This is a genomic window from Phytohabitans sp. LJ34, from assembly GCF_052068095.1.
Taxonomy (GTDB): domain Bacteria; phylum Actinomycetota; class Actinomycetes; order Mycobacteriales; family Micromonosporaceae; genus Phytohabitans.
This window is the reverse complement of sequence record NZ_JBQHDG010000025.1, coordinates 116,174-136,556: the sequence shown is the minus strand read 5'-3', so window position 1 is coordinate 136,556 and position 20,383 is coordinate 116,174. Positions and strand designations below refer to the sequence as shown.

General features: G+C 72.1%; 17 protein-coding genes. 14 read left to right on the top strand and 3 right to left on the bottom strand.

The annotated features are described in order from the left end of the window. Position 1 precedes the first annotated feature (1 nt). Genes iolD through ACTMTJ_RS36535 form a run of 6 tightly spaced genes read left to right on the top strand, consistent with a single transcriptional unit; the run spans position 2 to position 6,444 of the window. Positions 2-1,882: a 3D-(3,5/4)-trihydroxycyclohexane-1,2-dione acylhydrolase (decyclizing) gene (gene iolD, locus ACTMTJ_RS36560; RefSeq protein ID WP_441223266.1), complete on the top strand. Its 1,881-nt coding sequence runs from the start codon at positions 2-4 to the stop codon at positions 1,880-1,882. Between the two features lie 12 nt (positions 1,883-1,894). Continuing rightward, positions 1,895-2,899 (top strand): sugar ABC transporter substrate-binding protein, encoded by a 1,005-nt coding sequence (locus tag ACTMTJ_RS36555; protein WP_441223265.1) that lies wholly within the window; start codon positions 1,895-1,897, stop codon positions 2,897-2,899. Continuing rightward, on the top strand, positions 2,896-3,912 hold the full coding sequence (locus tag ACTMTJ_RS36550; RefSeq protein WP_441223264.1) for an ABC transporter permease: 1,017 nt from the start codon (positions 2,896-2,898) through the stop codon (positions 3,910-3,912). Before ACTMTJ_RS36555 ends, ACTMTJ_RS36550 begins: the two co-directional genes overlap by 4 nt. Before the next feature lie 2 nt (positions 3,913-3,914). Then, a complete protein-coding gene (locus tag ACTMTJ_RS36545; RefSeq protein ID WP_441223263.1) occupies positions 3,915-4,685 on the top strand; it encodes an ATP-binding cassette domain-containing protein in 771 nt (256 codons plus the stop codon). A gap of 11 nt (positions 4,686-4,696) precedes the next feature. After that, positions 4,697-5,704 carry a Gfo/Idh/MocA family oxidoreductase gene (locus tag ACTMTJ_RS36540; RefSeq protein ID WP_441223262.1) on the top strand — a complete coding sequence of 336 codons (1,008 nt, stop codon included), beginning with the start codon at positions 4,697-4,699 and terminating at the stop codon, positions 5,702-5,704. Further along, on the top strand, positions 5,701-6,444 hold the full coding sequence (locus ACTMTJ_RS36535; protein ID WP_441223261.1) for a GntR family transcriptional regulator: 744 nt from the start codon (positions 5,701-5,703) through the stop codon (positions 6,442-6,444). The genes ACTMTJ_RS36540 and ACTMTJ_RS36535 overlap by 4 nt, the downstream gene beginning before the upstream one ends. Positions 6,445-6,869: 425 nt before the next feature. On the opposite strand, the gene ACTMTJ_RS36530 is transcribed toward ACTMTJ_RS36535, so the two are convergent. Beyond that, entirely contained in the window at positions 6,870-7,226 is a 357-nt protein-coding gene (locus ACTMTJ_RS36530) for a hypothetical protein (protein WP_441223260.1), read from the bottom strand. Between the two features lie 73 nt (positions 7,227-7,299). Then, positions 7,300-10,722 carry an ATP-binding protein gene (locus tag ACTMTJ_RS36525; RefSeq protein WP_441223259.1) on the bottom strand — a complete coding sequence of 1,141 codons (3,423 nt, stop codon included), beginning with the start codon at positions 10,720-10,722 and terminating at the stop codon, positions 7,300-7,302. A 148-nt stretch (positions 10,723-10,870) separates the two neighbouring features. Between ACTMTJ_RS36525 and ACTMTJ_RS36520 the strand changes: the two genes are divergently transcribed. Both ACTMTJ_RS36520 and ACTMTJ_RS36515 read left to right on the top strand, forming a co-directional pair. After that, on the top strand, positions 10,871-11,023 hold the full coding sequence (locus ACTMTJ_RS36520) for a hypothetical protein (protein WP_441223258.1): 153 nt from the start codon (positions 10,871-10,873) through the stop codon (positions 11,021-11,023). A 165-nt stretch (positions 11,024-11,188) separates the two neighbouring features. After that, positions 11,189-12,733 carry an LPXTG cell wall anchor domain-containing protein gene (locus ACTMTJ_RS36515; RefSeq protein ID WP_441223257.1) on the top strand — a complete coding sequence of 515 codons (1,545 nt, stop codon included), beginning with the start codon at positions 11,189-11,191 and terminating at the stop codon, positions 12,731-12,733. A gap of 45 nt (positions 12,734-12,778) precedes the next feature. Here the strand turns inward: ACTMTJ_RS36515 and ACTMTJ_RS36510 are convergent, their stop codons facing one another. Further along, positions 12,779-12,964 carry a hypothetical protein gene (locus ACTMTJ_RS36510; RefSeq protein ID WP_441223256.1) on the bottom strand — a complete coding sequence of 62 codons (186 nt, stop codon included), beginning with the start codon at positions 12,962-12,964 and terminating at the stop codon, positions 12,779-12,781. Positions 12,965-13,060: 96 nt separating this feature from the next. On the opposite strand from ACTMTJ_RS36510, the gene ACTMTJ_RS36505 reads away from it, so the two are divergent. From ACTMTJ_RS36505 to ACTMTJ_RS36480, 6 genes are all read left to right on the top strand, one after another. Further along, positions 13,061-13,939, top strand: a complete 879-nt coding sequence (locus ACTMTJ_RS36505) for an AAA family ATPase (protein WP_441223255.1) — start codon at positions 13,061-13,063, stop codon at positions 13,937-13,939. Between the two features lie 28 nt (positions 13,940-13,967). Then, the gene (locus ACTMTJ_RS36500) at positions 13,968-15,146 is read left to right on the top strand and encodes a vWA domain-containing protein (RefSeq protein ID WP_441223254.1); all 1,179 of its coding nucleotides are present in this window, start codon (positions 13,968-13,970) and stop codon (positions 15,144-15,146) included. A 91-nt stretch (positions 15,147-15,237) separates the two neighbouring features. Beyond that, positions 15,238-15,831: a (2Fe-2S)-binding protein gene (locus ACTMTJ_RS36495; protein WP_441223253.1), complete on the top strand. Its 594-nt coding sequence runs from the start codon at positions 15,238-15,240 to the stop codon at positions 15,829-15,831. A gap of 11 nt (positions 15,832-15,842) precedes the next feature. Further along, positions 15,843-18,230, top strand: a complete 2,388-nt coding sequence (locus ACTMTJ_RS36490) for a xanthine dehydrogenase family protein molybdopterin-binding subunit (RefSeq protein WP_441223252.1) — start codon at positions 15,843-15,845, stop codon at positions 18,228-18,230. Beyond that, the gene (locus ACTMTJ_RS36485) at positions 18,227-19,084 is read left to right on the top strand and encodes an FAD binding domain-containing protein (RefSeq protein ID WP_441223251.1); all 858 of its coding nucleotides are present in this window, start codon (positions 18,227-18,229) and stop codon (positions 19,082-19,084) included. The genes ACTMTJ_RS36490 and ACTMTJ_RS36485 overlap by 4 nt, the downstream gene beginning before the upstream one ends. Further along, positions 19,081-19,701 (top strand): SRPBCC family protein, encoded by a 621-nt coding sequence (locus ACTMTJ_RS36480; protein WP_441223250.1) that lies wholly within the window; start codon positions 19,081-19,083, stop codon positions 19,699-19,701. The genes ACTMTJ_RS36485 and ACTMTJ_RS36480 overlap by 4 nt, the downstream gene beginning before the upstream one ends. The last annotated feature ends 682 nt before the right edge of the window (positions 19,702-20,383 follow it).

The window sequence follows — 20,383 nt, the reverse complement described above, 5'->3', positions numbered from 1 at the left end:
CATGAGACTCACCGTCGCGCAGGCGCTCGTCCGGTTCCTCGCCGCACAGCACAGCGAGCGGGACGGAGTGGAGCACAAGCTCTTCGCCGGCTGCTTCGGCATCTTCGGCCACGGCAACGTCGCCGGGATCGGGCAGGCGCTCTACGAGGCCGAGCTGCGCGAGCCCGGCGCGCTGCCGTACCACCAGTCCCGCAACGAGCAGGCGATGGTGCACGCGGCGGCCGCGTTCGCGCGCATGCGCAACAGGCTCAGCACGCTCGCCTGCACGTCGTCGATCGGCCCGGGTGCCACCAACATGGTGACCGGCGCCGCGCTCGCCACCGTCAACCGGCTGCCCGTGCTGCTGCTGCCCGGCGACGTCTTCGCCACCCGGGTCGCCGACCCGGTGCTCCAGCAGCTGGAGGACCCGCGCGCGGCCGACGTGTCGGTCAACGACGCGTTCCGGCCGGTGTCCCGCTTCTTCGACCGGGTGTGGCGGCCCGAGCAGCTGCCCTCCGCGCTGCTCGGCGCGATGCGGGTGCTGACCGACCCGGCGGAGACCGGCGCGGTCACGGTCGCGCTGCCGCAGGACGTGCAGGCCGAGGCGTTCGACTGGCCGGAGGAGCTCTTCGCCCACCGGGTCTGGCACGTGCCACGGCCGGTGCCGGAGCCGGCGGCGCTGGCCCGCGCGGTCGCCGCGATCCGCGGTGCCCGGCGGCCGGTGCTGGTGGCCGGTGGCGGGGTCATCTACTCCGAGGCCACCGAGGCGCTGCGGCGCCTGGCCGAGGCGACCGGCATCCCGGTCGCCGAGACGCAGGCGGGCAAGGGATCCCTGCCGTACGACCACCCGCTCGCCCTCGGCGCCACCGGCGCGACCGGCACCAGCGCCGCCGTCCACATGTGCCGCGAGGCCGACGTGGTGATCGGTGTCGGCACCCGGTACAGCGACTTCACCACCGCCTCGCGCAGCGCGTTCGGCGACGCGGTGTTCGTCAACCTCAACGTGGCCGCCTTCGACGCGGCCAAGCACGCCGGCGTCTCGGTCGTCGCGGACGCCCGGGAAGGGCTCGGCGCGCTGGCCGAGGCGCTGACCGGCTGGTCAGTCGGCGACGGGTACCGGGAGGAGGCCCGCCGGCTCGCCGCCGAGTGGGACGAGACGGTGGAGCGGGCGTACCACCTCGGCCACGGCCCGCTGCCGGCCCAGTCCGAGGTGATCGGCGCGGTCAACGACGTCTCCGACCCGCGCGACGTGGTCGTGTGCGCGGCCGGCTCGATGCCCGGCGAGCTGCACAAGCTGTGGCGCACCCGCGACCCGAAGGGCTACCACGTCGAGTACGGGTACTCCTGCATGGGCTACGAGATCGCCGGCGGCCTGGGAGCGAAGATGGCCGCGCCGGATCGGGACGTGTTCGTGATGGTCGGCGACGGCTCCTACCTGATGATGTCGTCGGAGCTGGTGACCGCCGTGCAGGAGGGCGTCAAGCTCATCGTCGTCCTGGTGCAGAACCACGGCTTCGCCTCGATCGGCGCGCTCTCCGAGACCGTGGGCGCGCCCCGCTTCGGCACCCGCTACCGATACCGCGACGCGGACACCGGCCGGCTCGACGGCGACGTGCTCCCCGTCGACCTCGCCGCCAACGCGGCGAGCCTCGGCGTGCCCGTGCTGCGGGCCAGGACCGTCCAGGAGCTGCGCGCCGCACTTCAGGACGCGAAGGCGCACGACGGGCCCATCCTCGTGCACGTCGAGACCGACCCGCTCGTGCCCGCGCCGGACGGCGGAGCCTGGTGGGACGTGCCCGTCGCCGAAGTGTCCACCATGGACGCCACGCGCCAGGCCCGCAAGTCGTACGAGGCCGCGAAGGTGAACCAGCGGCCGTATCTCACACCCCCACCCCAGCGCTGAGGAGGGCACATCGTGATCACGCACCGCACCGCCAGCAGGTTGCTCGCCGCCGCCGCCGTCCTGACCCTGGCCGCGGCCGGTTGCAGCAGCGAGGGCGGAAAGCAGGAAGAGGAGCAGAGCAACTCGGGCAACACCGGCGTCGCCGACACGCCCCGCTACACGATCGCGATGATCACGCACGAGGTGCAGGGCGACACGTTCTGGGACCTGGTGCGCAAGGGTGCCGAGGCCGCCGCCAAGAAGGACAACATCGACCTCAAGTACTCCAACAACGCCGACGGGCCGGAGCAGGCCAACCTCGTGCAGACCGCCATCGACAGCAAGGTGAACGGCATCGCCGTCACGCTCGCCAAGCCGGACGCGATGCGGGGCGCCGTGCAGAAGGCGACCGCCGCCGGCATCCCCGTGGTGGCACTCAACTCCGGCATCGAGCAGTGGAAGAGCATGGGCGTGCTCGAGTACTTCGGCCAGGACGAAGGGGTCACCGGCGAGGCGGTCGGGCAGCGTCTGGCCCAGGAGGGCGCCAAGAAGGTGCTCTGCGTCATCCACGAACAGGGCAACGTCTCGCTGGAGGCGCGCTGCGCCGGCGTCAAGAAGGGCCTCGGCGGCGCCGCGACGGTCGAGAACGTCAACGTCAACAGCAAGGACATGCCGTCGGTGAAGTCCACCCTCACCGCGAAGCTCCAGCAGGACAAGAGCGTCGACCGGGTCGTCGGGCTGGGTGCGCCGATCGCCATCACCGCCGTCGACTCGGTCAAGGAGGCGGGCAGTTCGGCGAAGGTCGTCACGTTCGACACCAACAAGGAGCTGGTCACCTCGATCAAGTCCGGTGACGTGCAGTGGGCCGTCGACCAGCAGCCATACCTCCAGGGCTACCTGGCCATCGACTCGCTGTGGCTGTACCTGAGCAACGGCAACATCATCGGCGGCGGCCAGACCGTCCTCACCGGACCGTCCTTCGTGGACCAGAAGAACATCGAGAGCATCGCCCAGTACGCGGAGAAGGGCACCCGATGACCACTGAAGTGGCGACCAGGCCCACCACCGGGCGCCGGCTGCTCGCGCGGCCGGAGCTCGGCTCGGTGGTGGGCATGGTCGCCATCTTCGTGTTCTTCTTCGCCGTCGCCGACCCGTTCCGCCAGGCGACGTCGATGGGCACGGTGCTCTACGTCAGCTCCACGATCGGCATCATGGCCGTGCCCGTGGCGCTGCTGATGATCGGCGGTGAGTTCGACCTCTCGGCCGGGGTGAGCGTGACCGCGTCCGCGCTTACCGCGTCGATGCTCAGCTACCAGCTCAGCCTCAACGTGTGGGTCGGCGTGGTCGTGTCGCTCGTCTTCGCGTTGGGCGTGGGCTTCCTCAACGGGTTCCTCGTGATGACCACGCGGATCCCGAGCTTCCTCGTCACGCTCGGCACGTTCCTCATGCTCCAAGGTGCCAACATCGCGGTCACCAAGCACGTGAGCGGCCAGGTGGCGACCGACAACATCTCCGACATGGACGGCTTCGGCGCGGCGAAGGCGATCTTCGCGTCCTCGTTCGACGTGGGGAGCGTGACGATCCGGGTCACCGTGCTGTGGTGGCTGCTCTTCGTCGCGATCGGCACCTGGATCCTGCTGCGTACCCGCGCCGGCAACTGGATCTTCGCGGTGGGCGGCAATGTGGACAGTGCCCGCGCGGTCGGCGTGCCCGTGCGGCAGACGAAGATCGCGCTCTTCATGGGCGTCGGCTTCTGCGCCTGGTTCGTCGGCATGCACCGGCTGTTCGCGTTCAGCACCGTGCAGTCGGGCGAGGGCGTCGGCAACGAGTTCATCTACATCATCGCGGCCGTCATCGGCGGGTGCCTGCTCACCGGCGGCTACGGGTCGGCGATCGGCGCCGCGTTCGGGGCGCTCATCTTCGGCATGACCAACCAGGGCATCGTCTACGCCGGTTGGAACGCCGACTGGTTCAAGTTCTTCCTCGGCGTGATGCTGCTCCTCGCCACGGTCCTCAACATGTGGGTCCGGCGGCTGGCCGTACGGAGGTGACGATGTCGCTCATCGAGATGACCGGCGTGGGCAAGCGGTACGGCACGATCGTGGCGCTGCACGACGTGTCGCTGCGGGTCAACGCCGGCGAGATCACGTGCGTGCTCGGCGACAACGGCGCCGGCAAGTCGACGCTCATCAAGATAATGTCCGGGCTGCACCAGCACGACGAGGGTGAGCTGCTCGTCGACGGCGAGCCGACCCGCTTCGGCTCGCCGCGCGCCGCGCTCGACCGGGGCATCGCCACCGTGTACCAGGATCTGGCGGTCGTGGCCCTGATGCCGGTGTGGCGCAACTTCTTCCTCGGCTCGGAGCGCACGAAGGGATTCGGCCCGCTGCGGGTGCTCGACGCCGACGCGATGCGCCGCACCACCCAGGAAGAACTGGCCAAGATGGGCATCCACCTCAACGACGTGGAGCAGCCCATCGGCCAGCTCTCCGGCGGCGAACGGCAGTGCGTGGCCATCGCGCGGGCCATCTACTTCGGCGCCCGGGTGCTCATCCTCGACGAGCCGACCGCCGCGCTCGGCGTGAAGCAGTCGGGGGTCGTGCTGAAGTACGTCGCCGCCGCGCGTGACGCCGGCCTCGGCGTCGTCTTCATCACGCACAACCCTCACCACGCGTACCTGGTCGGCGACCACTTCATCCTGCTCAACCGGGGCCGGATGCGGCTGGACCGCAAGCGCGACGAGATCAGCCTCGACGACCTGACCCGCGAGATGGCCGGGGGAGACGAGCTGACCGCGCTCACGCACGAAATGCAGCGGACCTGAGGGAGCACCTGATGAACGTTGGGGTCATCGGCACCGGCATGATCGGCACCGAGCACGTCCGCCGGTTGACGAGCCGGGTGGCGGGCGCGCGGGTCACCGCCGTGTTCGATGTGGACACCACGCGCGCCGTCACCGTGGGCGCCATCGCCGGCGCCACCGTCCACCGCGAGGCACACGACGTCGTCGACGATCCGGCCGTCGACGCCGTGGTCATCGCGTCACCCGGCGACACGCACGCCGACCTCGCGCTGGCCTGCGTCGCGGCTGGCAAGCCGGTGCTGTGCGAAAAGCCGCTCGCCACCACGTCCGGCGCCGCGCTCAAGGTGGTCGAAGCCGAGGTCACCTACGGGCGCCGGCTCGTGCAGGTGGGCTTCATGCGCCGCTACGACGGCGGCTACCGCCAGGTCAAGGCGGCGCTCGCGGGCGGGCGGATCGGCGACCCGCTCCTCGTCCACTGTGTACACCGCAACGTGAGCGTGCCGCCCACCTTCACCGGCGACATGTCGCTGACCGACTCGCTCGTGCACGAGGTCGACGCCTGCCGCTGGCTGCTCGGCCAGGAGATCGTCGCCGCCACCGTCGTCGACGTGCCGCACAGCCCTCTCGCCAGCCCGGAGCTGCGCGACCCGCGGCTGGTGCTGCTGGAGACCGAGCGCGGGATCGTCGTCGACGCGGAGGTCTTCGTCAACGCCCGCTACGGCTACGACGTACGGTGCGAGGTCGTCGGCACCACCGGCACCGTCGCGCTCGACGCACCCAGCACCGGCGCGGTCGCCCTGGACGGCGGGCGGGTGCAGGCGCTGGCGATGGACTGGCAGGCCCGCTTCGCACAGGCCTATGTGGACGAACTGCAAGCCTGGGCCGACGCGGTCCGCCGCGGCACCGCGGAGGGCCCGAGCGCCTGGGACGGCTACGCCGCCACCGCCGTCACCGAGGCCGCCGTGGCGTCGCGCGGCACTCGGATGAGGGTGGACCTGGCCGAACGGCCATCCCTCTACGAAGGACAATCGTCCCCGTGAACCCGGTGAGCGAGCTGATCAAGATAGACCGCTCCAGCCCCGTGCCGCTCTACTTCCAGGTGGCGCAAGGGCTGGAGGAGCTGATCGCGACCGGCCAGCTGGTGCCCGGCACCCGCCTGGAAAACGAGGTCGCCCTCGCCGACCAGCTCGGCCTCTCCCGCCCCACCATGCGGCAAGCCATCCAGTACCTGGTCGACAAGGGCCTGCTGGTGCGCAAGCGCGGGGTGGGCACGCAGGTCGTGCACGCGCGGGTTCGCCGCACCGTCGAGCTGACCAGCCTGTACGAGGACCTCGACCGGACACACCAGCAGCCCCGCACCGACGTGCTGTCGCTGGCGCCGGCGACCGCGCCGGACGAGGTGGCGGTCGCACTGGCCCTGCCCGCCGGCGCCGCGGTGCTCGCCATCGAGCGGCTCCGCTACGCCCAGGGCGAGCCACTCGCGCTCATGCGCAACTACCTGCCCGCCGGCCTGCTCCGCGTCACCGCCGAAGACCTGCGCGGCCGCGGCCTCTACCAGCTGATGCGCGCCGCCGGCGTCAACCTCCGCCTCGCCGACCAGACCATCGGCGCCCGCCGCGCCACCGCCGCCGAAGCCAAGACGCTCGGCGAGCCGCGCGGCGCGCCACTGCTGACGATGGCCCGCACCGCCTACGACGACGCCGGCCGCGCCGTCGAGTACGGCCAACACGCCTACCGCGCGTCCCTCTACTCCTTCGAGCTCACCCTGGTCGCCCGCTGACGCTGTTGGATACGCCCCGGTCCGCGTCACCTGCGGACCGTATGCTCCCGCGGGCACCGCTCCGGTCGGCGGCTCGCTAGCACTCGCCGAAATCCCCGACCTCCACTACCGCGTCCGCGCGACAAGCCCAACCCGACGGATCAGCCTGACGATCGTGGTATTTAGCTGCCCCTATCGGGACAGTAGGCAACCACGGTCTGTTGCGGCCGGCCGACGCCCACGCCGAGGCTGTCCGCGAACTCACCCGGGGGGATCTGCCTCGGATTTGACCCTCTGCGCGTCCGTGGCGATTTCTGGCCCCTGGAGGGGCATGTTTTCGCCACGGACACTCGCGTCCGGTAACAGCTGTGGGATTGCGGCGCGGAGGCGGCAGCGAAGGTCGGGGTAAGCCGAAGTCGTCTAGATCCACTGTGCCTGACCCGCCGTCATCGGGTGGCCAACCAGGCCTCTGCGATAGTCGCGACGGCCCCTACCAGGGTGGCCAACGCCGCCAGGATCGCGATCACGACTCCCAGGACCGCTGCCGCGACGGTTGCCTTGGCGGTGATCCGTGCGGCCCGGACCTCCGGCTCCTCGTGCTGGTCGCTTGAGATGTCGACCGTCGGATGCTTGGTGCGGTCGTTTTCAGTGGTTGGGGTAGTGCCGCCAAAGTGTTGGTGCGCTATCCCGAAACGCATTGGTAGGCGCATTCCAGCTCGGCTATTGCCAATAAAGATCTTGGTGGTCGTATGTTTGAGCAGGTGCGATGCATTTGGCGGAACGTCGCGCTGGTTTGGCGTCACGTTGCCAAGCGGTGATCTCGCAAATGGGACTCACATGCCGCAACTTCCGGCGTTGGGTAGCGTTTCGCGCCTGTCAGCGAGTCAGGGCGAGTTGGACGAGCGGCTCGGCCTGGTTGCGGGTGGCGAAGGTGCGGACGCGGTCGAGGTGGGCGGGGTCGGTGCGGGCGGCCCAGACCGCGGCGAGTGCGGCGTCGCTGGCGCACCCGATCTCGTCGTAGAGGGTGACCGCCGCCGCCGGGTCGCCGCCGATCAGGGCGTCGGCCGCTTCGACCCAGCGGGTGCGGCGCAGGCTGGTGCGGATCACCTCGGCCATCGCGGGGGCGGCCGGTGGTGTGAGGACGGTGGCGTGGGCGGCGGCGGACAGCCACTCCAGGGTCAGTGCGGTCGGGGCCTCGCGCCACAGGGCGGCCAGGTCGGCCAGCAGGGACGCGGCACCGTCCACATCGCCGTCGAGGGCGTGGGCGAGGGCGCCGTGTGCGTAGGCGTTGTAGCGCAGGCGCACGAAGCCGGAGCGGTGGGCGACGTCGAGGCCGCGGGCGATGTCCTCACCGGCGGGGCGGCCGCAGAGGGCGCCGATCCAGGCGCGGCGGCCGCGTAGCTGGAGGTCCCAGTCGGTGGTGTCGGCGCCCTCGTGGTCGAGGTACTCGTCGGCCGCGCGCAGCAGGGCCACCCAGTCGCCGCTGAAGTAGGCCAGCTCCGCCTCCTCCGAGTGGCTGAGCACGAGGCTGACCTGTCCACCGTGGACGCCGCGGCTCTCCCGCTCGAGGTCGGCGGCGCCGGCCAGGTCGCCCTCCTCCTGGCGGAAGGTGGCCAGGTTGTGCAGTGCGCGCCGCAGCGTGGGCAGGCCCTGTGCACGGCAGGTCTCGATGACGTGTTCCAGGTCGTCGAGGGCGCTGGGGTCGCCGGCGACGTACCGCGTGGCGTGCTCGGTGACCAGCGCGTGCACCTCGGCGTCGGCGAGGCCCAGGCGGTGGGCCAGGTCGCGGGCGGCGCGGGCGGCGGGCAGGGCCGGCCCGGTCTGGAACTCCAGCAGGTGCAGGCGGGCCAGCTCGGCGTACGCCTCGACCTTGGCCGCGTCGTCGGGCAGGTCGGCGAAGAGGGCGATGGCGCGGTCGAGGTGTTCGCGGGCCTTGTCGCGCTCGGCGCGCATCAGCTCGGTGAGCCCGAGCAGCGTCTCGGCGCGGGCCTCGCCGGTGCGGTCGCCGGCCTCGCGCATGCGGTCGGCGAGGCGGCCCACCTGCTTGACTCCGTCGCGGTAGAAGCCGTCGGCGTCGGCCAGGAACTGGAGCCGGTGGTGGAAGAGCTCGGTACGCCGCCGCGCGTCCGGCTCGTGGTCGGCCGGCCAGGCGTTGAGCGCGCCCTCCGTGTAGCCGAGCGCGGAGTCCACGGCGTACACGGCGAAGGCGGCCTCTGCCGCGCTGAGCAGTGCGGTGCGCGCGGCCTCGGCGTCGGTGGCGGTGTCCTCGCCGAGGCTCTCGGCGAGGGTGAGGGCCTGGATGCGGTGGCGGGCGACGGCGGTGGCGAGGTCGTTGCGGCCGTCGATGGAGACGCGCAGCAGCCAGGTCGCCGCGCGCCGGTGCAGCGCCGCGCGGGTCGCCCTGGGCAGTCTGCGGTATGCCACGTCGCGTACCAGCTGGTGCTGGAACGCCAGCTCCGCTTCACCAGCCACAGTGGACACCGTGCCGGCGACGAGGAGGTCGCGGCGCTGGAGGCGGCGCAGCACGCCGGCCACGCCGATCGTGTCGAGCGCGAGCATGTCGGCGATCGCGCCGGGCCAGAGGCGGTCGCCGAGGACGGCGGCGGCGTTGAGGACGGTGCGCTCGGCGTTGTCGAGCAGGTCGATGCGGTTGGCGATCACGCCATGCACGCTCTCCGGCACGTCGACGTCGCCCTCCGCCTCCAGCGCCGCGCCGCCGCGCTCGGCGAGCATGCGTACGTACTCCACGGCGTACATCGGGTTGCCGCCGGTGAGCCGGGTGAGGCGGTCGGTGTGGTCGGTGGACATGTGCTGCCGGGCAAGGAGTGTGGACAGCAGCCCGCGCATCTCCGCGCCGCGCAGCCGGGCCAGCGAGACGGTGAGCATGCCGGGCAGCGCGGAGGGCCAGGTGGGCTGCTCGTCGAGCAGCTCCGGGCGGTAGGTGCAGAGCACCAGCAGCGGCACGTCGCCGCCGGCCTCGACGAGGTCGGCCAGGAAGCGGAGCATGGCCGGGTCGGCGAAGTGCAGATCCTCGATCACCAGCACGGTGGGGATGTGACGGGCCAGCGCGAGCAGCGCGTCGCGCCAGGCGGCCTCGATCTCGCCGGGGCGCACCGGGCGCCCGGGCAGGCCGGCGAGCGGCCCCAGCAGGCCCGCCAGGCGGTACACCTCCGGCGCGGGCAGCACCTCGGCGAGCGCGACGGTGAGCCGCTCGCGGGTGCTGGCCGGGTCGTCGGTGTCGAGCACGTCCGCCTCGGCCTTGACGATCTCGGCGAGCGCGTCGTAGGTGCCGCCCGCGCCGTACGGCAGGCAGCGGCCGACCCGCCACCGCACCAACAGGTCGCCGTCGTCGCGGATGCGGCGGGACAGTTCGCGCATGACGCGGCTCTTGCCCATGCCGTGCGCGCCGACCACCGACACCAGGTGGGCCCGCCGCTCGGACACGCACCGCCGTACCGCCGCCATCAGCAGGTCGAGCTCGGCGGCCCGCCCGACCAGCGGGGTGCCTTCGTCGTCGACGACCGGCGGACGCCGTACCGACGCCTGGGCCAGCCAGGCCTCGACGGACCGTGACTTGCCGGCGAGGTCGAGCTGGAGGGGCTCGTCCGCGTAGCGGATGGAGCCGGCGGTGGCGCGGTGGGTGGCGGCCGAGACGAGCACGCCGCCCGGCGGCGCGTGCGTCTGTAGCCGCGAGGCGGTGGCCACCACGTCGCCGGAGAGCAGCGCCTCACCGCCGTTGCGGGAGGCGGCCAGGTCGACCAGCGCCTCGCCGGTGGCGATGCCCACCCGCGCCCGCATGGTGTAGCGCCCGGCGAGCGCCTTGCCGTCGAGCGCCCGCTGCATGTCGAGGCCGGCGAGCACCGCCCGGTAGCCGTCGTGCTCGGTCTCCACCGGGACCCCGAAGACGGCCATCACCGCGTCGCCGATGAACTTCTCCACCACCCCGCCGTACCGCCGAATCACCTCGCGCGCGGTGTTGAAGTAGTCCATCTGGAGGCGGCGCAGGTCTTCCGGGTCGAGCCGCTCGGCCATCGCCGTGAAGCCCTTGAGATCCACGAAGAGCACGTTGACCGTGCGCCGCTCCTCCCGCGGTGCGCTCGCGCTCGGCAGGTCGCGGGTGAGCGGGCTGCCGCAGCTGGTGCAGAACGTGAACTCGGGCGCGACGAGCGAGAGGCAGGAACCGCAACGGATGTGCAGCGGCGCACCGCACCGGCCGCAGAAGTGGTGGTCGGGGTGGGCCGGGGCGTCACACTTCAGACACACTCGCTGTGTGCCGCGCCGCTCCGGTACGTCGACCATCCCGCGACCATCCTCGCAGCTCCGGCCCATTGGGCCAAGGGGGATTCAGTCACACGGTAGCCTTGCCTGTCCAAAGGGAGACAGCCCAGTAACGACTTTGGACACTAAGGTGCGAAGAGCTGTTTCTCGTCCACAAGGGGGGATCATCATGACCGATCCGGCGGAGACCGGCACGCAGGGCAAGGGCGTCAGCTCCGACCCGCACGGCAAGGGCGTCAGCTCGACCACCGAGGGCAAGGGCGTGAGCGCGCCGAGCAAGGGCAAGGGCGTCAGCGCCCCGCCCGCCGACGACAACGAGTAGCGCGTACGGGCGGGGATCCACGCCGAGAGGTATGGATCCCCGCCCATGCGTACGAATGTTTGGGGCAACCCGGACTTATCGCAGGACGGGGTCGCGCACAGGCATGGGGCAGTCCTAGCCTCCGCTGGTTTTTGCCAGCATCCTCACGGGGAGGGCTTCCCTCACATGCACGCCAAGAGTGCTCTGCGCCTGGTCGCGGGGCTCGGCGTCGCCGGCGCGCTCGTCGCCACGACCGCCATACCGGCCGCCGCCCGCGCGGCCGCGGAGCTCAGCATCTACTTCGGCGACATCACGATCGCCGCGGACGGTCCCGGCAAGACCGACGCCGTGATCATGCACGCGTCGGAGCCGGTCGTCCTTCCGGAAGCGACGATGAGGTTCGACGCGACCGGCCTCGCGGACGTCGCCACGATCGCCGAGGACCAGGGAATCAACGACTGCACGCCCGAGTCCGAGCAGGTCCTGGTCTGCCACAAGCCGTACGAGATCGGGATCGACGAGGGCGGCCTGAACGGCCCGTTCGACATCGAGCTGACGGCGGCGCAGGGCGCGGACGTCGACGCCGAGGGCACCCTGAAGATCACGCTGAGCGCGCCCGGATTCGACTCCGCCACCACGCAGGCCCGAGTGCGCGTCGGCGAGGGCGTCGACCTCGCCGCCGGACCGGACGCGACGGCCTCCGCGGCCCCCGGCGCCACCTTCGTCACGCCCGCCCGGGTGCGGAACGCGGGCGAGACCGTCGCCAAGGGCGCGGTCGCGCTGTTCTTCACCGACTACGGCATCCGGGCCGGCACCGAGCGCTTCAGCAACTGCCTCTACGACGGTGACGCCGTCAACGCCTGCACGTTCGCGCGCGAGCTGGCACCGGGCGACATGTACGGCGCGTCGGTCCCCAGTCGTCTCGACCCGGCAACGTACGCGCCGGGCGTCGAGGTCGCCGAGATCGCGTGGATGACGCCGGCTGAGTTCGAGGACTTCACGAAATACCTGAAGGACAACGGGTTCTCGCTCGGGCAGCCGGGCACCGGCGCGGTGCTGGCGCTGAACGAGATGGGCGGCGCCACCGCGCGCGGCGCGCAGGCCGACACCGACCCGTTCAACAACTGGAGCCACGTGGAGGTGAAGGTCACCGGCACGAACGGGGTCGACCTCGAGGCGGTCGGCGCGACCTTCGACGGAGCCGCCGGCAGCACCCATGACGCCGAGCTCGCTGTGGTCAACAACGGCCCGGCGGTGCTCAGCAGCGGCCGGAGCGGCGAGGAGATCACCCGGATCAAGGTCGACGTGCCGCCGGGCACCACCGCCGTCGAGGTGCCCGAAAACTGCTTCCCGACCAGTGGGGACGACACCGACTGGGACCAGCCCGGCAAGCCGGGTGCCCGTGCGTATCTGTGCGGCGCCGGACTCTTCCTCGCACCGGGCGACAAGCTCAGGTACCCGTTCGCGTTCCGGATCGACGAGGTGATCGCGAACGCCGCCGGCGCCATCACGGTCAACGCCCCGTGCCAGTGCCCGACCTTCCCGCACGACCTCGACAAGTCGAACGACGTCGCGAAGATCCTGGTCAACGGCGCTGGCGGGGGCGGCGGCGGGCTGCCGGTCACCGGCGCCTCCACCGGCCTTGTCGCGGGCGCCGGTGCGCTCCTGCTGGCCGCGGGCGCCGCCGGCTTCGTGATCGCCCGGCGCCGCCGGATGCGCTTCGTGGCTTGATCCGGCGAAGGGCGCCGTTCGACCCGAACGGACGGCGCCCGCACCTCAGCGGTGGCTGCTGCTCGATCGTGGGTCGGGCAGCAGCCGCCGCAGGGTCTCGTCCGGCCCGAGAAACCAGTGCGCGGCCGCGCACCGCACCCGCACGACGGCGACCGGGCCGTCCGTCCCGTGCGCGTCACCGACCGTGGTCACCTCCGCGGGTAACCCGCACTCCGGGCAGTCGTAAAGCATCTGGTACCTCCACCCCCCATGACACTGCGTGTTCGCTACGAGGGAGTTACAACCGGGCGTGATACCCCTCACCGCGGCGGTGGCATAGTTGACCAGGTGATCCCCGCCACTCCCGCCGCGCTGGCCGAGGCGCTCGCCGGTGTGGGTTACCTGGCCGACGACGGCCTCGCCACCGCCGGTCACCTGGCGCTCAAGCTGGGCCGTCCGCTCTTCCTGGAGGGCGACGCGGGGGTGGGTAAGACCGCGTTCGCGCAGGCCCTGGCGTCGGCGACCGGAGCGCACTTCGTGCGGTTGCAGTGCTACGAGGGGCTCGACGCGGCGCAGGCGCTCTACGACTGGGACTTCCCGCGGCAGATCCTGCACCTGCGCACGGTGGAGGCGGCCGCTGCCGCAGCGGGGGACAAACCGGATACCGCGGCGCTCGAGGCGAGTCTGTACGACCGTCGTTTCCTGGTCGCCCGCCCGTTGCTCCAGGCGCTGGAGCTGAGCCCGTGCGTGCTGCTCGTCGACGAGATCGACCGGGCCGACGACGAGTTCGAGGCGTTCCTGCTGGAGATCCTCGCCGACGCCGCGATCACGATCCCCGAGCTCGGCCGGATCGCCGCCGAGACACCGCCGTTGACCGTGCTGACCAGCAACCGCACCCGCGAGGTGCACGACGCGCTCAAGCGCCGCTGCCTGTACCACTGGGTCGAGCACCCCAGCTTCGCCCGGGAGGTGGCGATCATCCGGTCGCGGCTGCCGGAGGTGACCGACCGGCTGGCCGCGGACGTGGCCGGCGCGGTGCAGCGGATGCGCGAGCTCGACCTGATCAAGTCGCCCGGTGTGGCCGAGGCGCTCGACTGGACCAGCGCGCTCGCCGCCCTCGGCGCCCGCGAGCTCGACCCCGACCTGGCCGCCGCCACCCTCGGCGCGGTGCTCAAGTACCGCGAGGACGCGGAGCGGGTCAAGGCGGCGGCGCCATGGCGCTCCTGACCCGGCCGCTGTCCGGCGGCCGCCGCGGATGACTTCCGGCGACCTCGTCGGCGTCCTGGTCGGCTTCGCCCGCACGCTGCGCAACGCGGGTGTGCAGGCGACGGGGGAGCGGGTCGAGGCGATGGTCGCGGCCGTCGACGCGCTCGACGTGACCCGGCCCGAGGACGCCTACTGGGCGGGCCGCCTCACGCTCTGCGGCGAGCCCGACGACCTGCCCGTCTACGACGCCGCGTTCGCCGCGTACTTCGGTGGCCGCAACCCCGCGCGGGCGCCCGTGTCGGTACCGGCGAAACGGCGCGGGGTGGCGCTCTTCGCGCGGGACGACCCCGACGGTCGCGGCGGTGAGCCGGGAGTCGACGACCTGGCGGTCGCGGCCAGCACCGCGGAGGTCCTGCGCCGCCGCGACCTCGCTCTGCTTTCCGCCGCCGAGCGGGAGGAGGTACGCCGCCTCGTGGCGCTGCTGGCCCCGGCCACCGCCGCCCGGCCCAGCCGCCGGCACCGCCCGGCTCGGGGCGGCGCCGTCGACCCGCCCCGCACCGTCCGGCGGATGCTCCGCCACCTCGGCGAGCCGGCCCGGCTGGCCCTGCGGGAGCGGCGGCACAAGCCGCGCCGGCTGGTGCTGCTGCTGGACGTGTCCGGCTCGATGGCGCCGTACGCGGACTCGCTCCTGCGCTTCGCGCACGCGGCGGTGCGGCGGCGGCCGACGCGGACCGAGGCGTTCACGCTCGGCACCCGGCTGACCCGGGTGACCCGGGCGCTGCGCCACCGCGACCCGGACGGCGCCCTGCGCGCGGCCGGCGAGGCGATCCCGGACTGGCACGGCGGCACCCGGCTGGCCGACTCGCTCAAGGCGTTCCTGGACCGGTGGGGCCAGCGGGGCACCGCCCGCGGTGCGGTGGTGGTGCTCTTCAGCGACGGCTGGGAGCGGGGCGACCCGGCCCTGCTCGCCGCGCAGATGGCCCGCCTCGCGCGGCTGGCGCACCGGGTGGTCTGGGTCAACCCGCACCGCGGCAAGCCGGGGTACGAGCCGCTGGTCGCCGGGATGGCGGCCGCCCTGCCCTACCTGGACGACTTCGTGGCGGGGCACAGCCTCGCCGCCCTGGAGGATCTGGTCCGCGTCATAAGCGGAGCCGTGAGGCTGCGGGCAGCCACCACGACGGCGGACGAGCGCCGAGCGGCGGAGCGCGGTAGGCACAGCCGATCATGATGTTTCTGGCGTGTTACGCCGAACCTCTTGCGGCGGGGCGCGCGGAGGACTTGTCTTGGGGGGAGGTTCCCGCTCCTGCACGGGAGGGATGATGACCCGTATCAGCATTACCGTCGATGGCGTCCGCTACGACGACGACGTCCAACCCCGCACCCTGCTCGTCCACCACCTGCGCGAGCGGCTAGGCAAGGTGGGCACCGTGGTCGGCTGCGACACGAGCAACTGCGGCTCATGCACCGTGCTCATGGCCGGCGAGTCCGTGAAGAGCTGCACCGTGCTGGCGGTACAGGCCGACGGCCTCGAGGTCACCACGGTCGAGGGCCTGGCCGGCTCGGACGGGCAGCTGCACCCGGTGCAGCAGGCCTTCCACGACCGCCACGCGCTCCAGTGCGGCTTCTGCACACCCGGCATGATCATGGCGGCGGTCGACCTGCTCGCCGAAAACCCGGACCCCACCGACGAGGAGATACGGGAGGGGCTGGAGGGAAACCTGTGCCGCTGCACGGGTTACCAGAACATCGTCCGGGCCGTGCACGACGCGGCCGGCGCCATCCGCGGCTCCGGGACACCCGAGCCGTCGCCGGTCGCCGACGAGGCGATGCCCGGCACGCCCCAGGCGCCGCCGGCCGTGCCGTCCGAGCCCGAGTCCCTGCCCGCCGACGCCGTGCCGCGGCCGGTCCCGTAGGAGGTGCATCGATGACCACTGTGGACGAGCGACCGGCCGCCGAGATCGGCGCCCCGCGAAAGCGCAAGGAAGACGCCCGGCTGATCACCGGCCGGACGATGTGGACGGACAACCTGGTGCTCCCGGGCATGCTGCACATAGCGATCCTCCGCAGCCCGATGGCACACGCCCGGATCACCCGTGTCGACACCGCACCGGCGCTGTCGCAGCCGGGTGTGGTGGCCGCCTTCAGCGGGCGAGACGTCGCCGACACCCAGGGCACCCTCCCGTGCGCCTGGACCGTCACCGAGGACATGGTGCACCCCGACCGCCCGCCGCTCGCCGTCGACGAGGTGCGGCACGTGGGCGAGCCGGTCGCCGTCGTGGTGGCCCGTGACGCGGCGAGCGCGGCCGACGCCCTCGCCGCGATCGACGTCGACTACGAGCCGCTGCCGGTGGTGATGGAGATGGACGAGGCGCTCGGAGAGGGCGCCGCGCTCGTCCACGCGGACAAGGGCACCAACAAGTCGTACACCTGGGTCTACGACTCCGCCGAGGCGGGCACCGGGCAGCCGATCGACCCCGCGTTCGCGGGGGCCGAGGTCGTCCTCAAGCGGCGATACGTGCAGCAGCGCCTGATCCCCGCGTTCATGGAGCCGCGCAGCGTCGTGGTCGACCCGACCGCCGACCAGATCACCGTCTGGTCGTCGACGCAGGTGCCGCACTTCGTGCGCATCTTCCTCACGCTGATCACCGGTGTGCCGGAGCACAAGATCCGGGTGATCGCGCCCGACGTCGGCGGCGGTTTCGGTGGCAAGCTGGCGTTCACCGCGGAGGAGCTGCTCGCGTTCATGACCGCCCGGCGGGTCGGCAAGCCGGTCAAGTACACCGAGACCCGGTCGGAGAGCCTCGCCGCCGCGCACCACGGCCGCGACATGTACCAGGACGTCGAGCTGGCCGCCCGCCGCGACGGCACGCTGCTCGGCCTGCGGGTGCGGCTGATCGCCAACATGGGCGCCTACCTGTCGCTGATCACACCGGCGATCCCGCTGCTCGGTCGCTACATGTACAACGGCATCTACAAGCTCCCCGCGTACCGGTTCGAGTGCACGGGCGTGTTCACCAACACCACGCCCACCGACGCCTACCGCGGCGCCGGGCGGCCCGAGGCGACCTACGCGATCGAGCGGGCGATGGACGACCTGGCCGCCGAGCTCGACATGGACCCGATCGAGCTGCGCCGGCGCAACTGGATCGGGCACGGCGAGTTCCCGTTCGACACCGTGGCGGGGCTGACCTACGACTCAGGCAACTACGAGGCCGCGACCGACAAGGCGATGAGCCTGCTCGGATACGACGAGCTGCGCCGCGAGCAGGCCGCCCGGCGTTCGTCCGGCGACCCGGTGCAGCTGGGGATCGGCGTCTCCACGTACACCGAGATGTGCGGCCTGGCGCCGAGCCGGTGGCTGGGTTCGCTCGGCTACGCGGCCGGCGGTTGGGAGTCGGCGAGCGTGCGCATGCTGCCCACCGGCAAGGTCGAGGTGCTCACCGGCACGTCGCCGCACGGGCAGGGGCACGAGACGGCCTGGAGCCAGATCGCCGCCGACCAGCTCGGCGTGCCGTTCGAAGACGTGGAGGTGCTGCACGGCGACACCCGCACCTCCCACAAAGGACTCGACACCTACGGCTCGCGGTCGCTCGCGGTGGGCGGCATCGCCCTCGTCAACGCCTGCCAGAAGGTCGTCGAGAAAGCCAAGCCGATCGCCGCGCACCTGCTGGAGTGCGACGTCGCCGACCTCGAGTTCACCGGCGGCCGCTTCCGGGTACGGGGTGCGCCGTCCGACGCCGAGGGCAAGGGGCTCGCCGACTGCGCGTTCGCGGTCTTCGCGGCACACGACATGCCCGGCGGCACCGAGCCCACGCTCGACTCCGAGGCGACGTACGACCCGACGGACTTCTCGTTCCCGCACGGCACCCACCTCTGCGCGACCGAAGTGGACACCGAGACCGGGCAGGTGACGATCCGGTCCTATGTGGCCGTCGACGACGTCGGCAAGGTGATCAACCCGCTGATCGTCGAGGGCCAGGTGCACGGCGGCGTGGTGCAGGGCATCGCGCAGGCGCTCTTCGAGGAGGCCGTGTACGACGAGGAGGGCAACCTGCTCACCGGCACGTTCGTCGACTACACGCCGCCGAGCTCGGCCGACCTGCCGGACATCGTGACCGACCGCACCGAGACGCCCGCGCCGGACCACCCGCTCGGCGTCAAGGGTGTCGGCGAGGCCGGCACGATCGCCTCCACGCCGGCCGTGGTCAACGCGATCGTCGACGCGCTGCGGCCCTACGGGGTGAGCGACATCCGCATGCCCTGCACGCCGGAGCGCGTGTGGCGGGCCATCCAAGGGGGTGACCGGTCGTGATCCCGGCCGCGTTCGACTACACCAGACCGTCCACCGTGGACGAAGCGGTGCGCGCGCTCGCCGACGGCGGCGAGGACGCCAAGGTGCTCGCCGGCGGGCAGAGCCTGATCCCCGTGCTGCGGCTGCGCATGGCCGCGCCGACCGTGCTGGTCGACGTGGGCGGCGTGGGCGAGCTGCGTGGCGTACGCGACGACGGCGACGCGCTGGTCATCGGCGCCACCACCCGCCACGCCGACCTGTTGCGCGACCCGCTCGTCGCCGAGCACGCGCCGCTGCTGGCCCAGGCGGCCGCGAAGGTCGGCGACCGCCAGGTGCGTCACCTGGGCACGATCGGCGGTTCGCTCTCGCACGCCGACCCCGCCGGCGACCTGCCCGGCGCGGCGCTGGCGCTGGACGCGTCGTTCGAGATCGCCGGTCCGGGCGGCCGCCGCACGGTGAGCGCGTCGGAGTTCTTCGTCGACTTCCTCACCACTGCGCTGGCGCCGGACGAGGTGCTGGTGTCGGTGCGCGTGCCGAAGCTGCCGGGGTGGACGGCGCACTACGAGAAGTTCGTCCGGGTGGCGCAGGCGTGGGCGATCGCCGGGGTCGCCGCGGTGGTGCGCCGGGAAAACGGCGGTATCGCCGAGGCCCGGGTGGCGCTCACCAACATGGGCAACACCCCACTGCGGGCCGGCGCGGTCGAAGCGGCGCTTGCCGGCGGACCGGCCACAGTGGACGCGGTGGCGTCGGCGGCTGGGCGGGCCGGCGAGGGCACGGATCCACCGTCCGACGCCTTCGCCTCCGCCGACTACCGCCGGCACCTGGTGACGGTGCTGACCAAGCGAGCGGTGCTCGCCGCCGGAGGTATTTCGTGAAGCTGGACCACTCCTTCACCGTGCCGGTCCCCGTCGACGAGGCGTGGAGGGTGCTGCTCGACGTGCCACGGGTCGCGCCGTGCATGCCGGGCGCCACGCTCACCGACTTCGACGGCGAGGCGTTCACGGGCACGGTCAAGGTGAAGGTCGGGCCGATCGTGCTGACCTACACCGGAAAGGGCCGCTTCGTCGAGCGCGACGAGGCGGCCCGCCGCGTGGTGGTGGAGGCCTCCGGCCGCGACACCCGCGCGTCGGGCACCGCTGCCGCGACCGTCACCGCCACGCTCGAGCCCGAGGGCGACGCCACGAGGGTGGAGGTGACGACCGACCTGACGGTGACCGGCAAGCCGGCACAGTTCGGCCGGGGCATGCTGTCCGATGTGGGCGGCCGACTGATCGGTCAGTTCGCCGACTGCCTGGCGGCCGAGCTGGCCACGCCACCACCCGTGGAGGAAGTGTCGCCGGCCCCGCAGACCCAGCCGGAGGCCGAGGTCGAGCCGATCGACGTGCTCAAGCTGTCGGTGGGCACGGCCGCCGCCCGCTACGCGGGGCTGATCGCCGTTAGCGCCGGCGCCGCCGTCCTCACCTGGCTGGTGATCCGCGCCCTCCGCCGCTGACGCAACGGATCCCTCGAGATCCATCCGGTCCAGGAGGTCCAGAGCCCTCGCCCGCCCGTCCACGGTCAAATCCCCGATCGAAGATAGAGATGGGCTACCGCGGCCCGTCGTGGTCCAGACCGTCGCTCCCGCGGCCTCGCCCACCGCGCTTCAATGATCGTTAGCCCAACACCCGGAGTATCTCCGGCGTGTCGTCCGGTTTCCGGGCTAACGATCACCACGCCTTCCAAATCCTGACCCGATTGTCTCGTCACGTGGGAGATGCAGGGCTGCGGCGGCAAGCTTCCATGATTGTCAGCCCAACAGGGGCGTGGTCATCGGCGTGTCACAGCCATATCGGGCGAACGATCATGACGCCGCCCACATGCCGAGCCACATCCCTAACCACTGGGAAAGAGGGGCCGGCGAGCCTCGGCTCAGCCTGGACGACGGCATACGGCACGGCGAGTACCGCAACCACCCACCAACAACGTGAAGCAAGGCGGGGACGGCCCGGCCGGAGCCCGAGGCCCCGCCGGAGGCGCAGTAACCGCAACCACAAACAAGCCCCGCCGGGTCAGCGCCGGTCAAGGTCTTGCCCGTGGGCTTGCGCCGCGGAGCTGGCAGCGGAGGCCGGGGATTTCGGCTCGCGTCAGCGAGCCGCCGGCCTGCGCGGTCTCCGGCGGGAGCGGCGGTCCGCAGG

Bases quoted from the DNA above. Each gene is read 5' to 3' on its own strand.
- iolD (WP_441223266.1), top strand. From the start codon at position 2: ATGAGACTCACCGTCGCGCAGGCGCTCGTCCGGTTCCTCGCCGCACAG.
- ACTMTJ_RS36550 (WP_441223264.1), top strand. From the start codon at position 2,896: ATGACCACTGAAGTGGCGACCAGGCCCACCACCGGGCGCCGGCTGCTC.
- ACTMTJ_RS36545 (WP_441223263.1), top strand. From the start codon at position 3,915: ATGTCGCTCATCGAGATGACCGGCGTGGGCAAGCGGTACGGCACGATC.
- ACTMTJ_RS36540 (WP_441223262.1), top strand. From the start codon at position 4,697: ATGAACGTTGGGGTCATCGGCACCGGCATGATCGGCACCGAGCACGTC.
- ACTMTJ_RS36525 (WP_441223259.1), bottom strand. From the start codon at position 10,722: ATGGTCGACGTACCGGAGCGGCGCGGCACACAGCGAGTGTGTCTGAAG.
- ACTMTJ_RS36520 (WP_441223258.1), top strand. From the start codon at position 10,871: ATGACCGATCCGGCGGAGACCGGCACGCAGGGCAAGGGCGTCAGCTCC.
- ACTMTJ_RS36515 (WP_441223257.1), top strand. From the start codon at position 11,189: ATGCACGCCAAGAGTGCTCTGCGCCTGGTCGCGGGGCTCGGCGTCGCC.
- ACTMTJ_RS36510 (WP_441223256.1), bottom strand. From the start codon at position 12,964: ATGCTTTACGACTGCCCGGAGTGCGGGTTACCCGCGGAGGTGACCACG.
- ACTMTJ_RS36500 (WP_441223254.1), top strand. From the start codon at position 13,968: ATGACTTCCGGCGACCTCGTCGGCGTCCTGGTCGGCTTCGCCCGCACG.
- ACTMTJ_RS36495 (WP_441223253.1), top strand. From the start codon at position 15,238: ATGACCCGTATCAGCATTACCGTCGATGGCGTCCGCTACGACGACGAC.
- ACTMTJ_RS36490 (WP_441223252.1), top strand. From the start codon at position 15,843: ATGACCACTGTGGACGAGCGACCGGCCGCCGAGATCGGCGCCCCGCGA.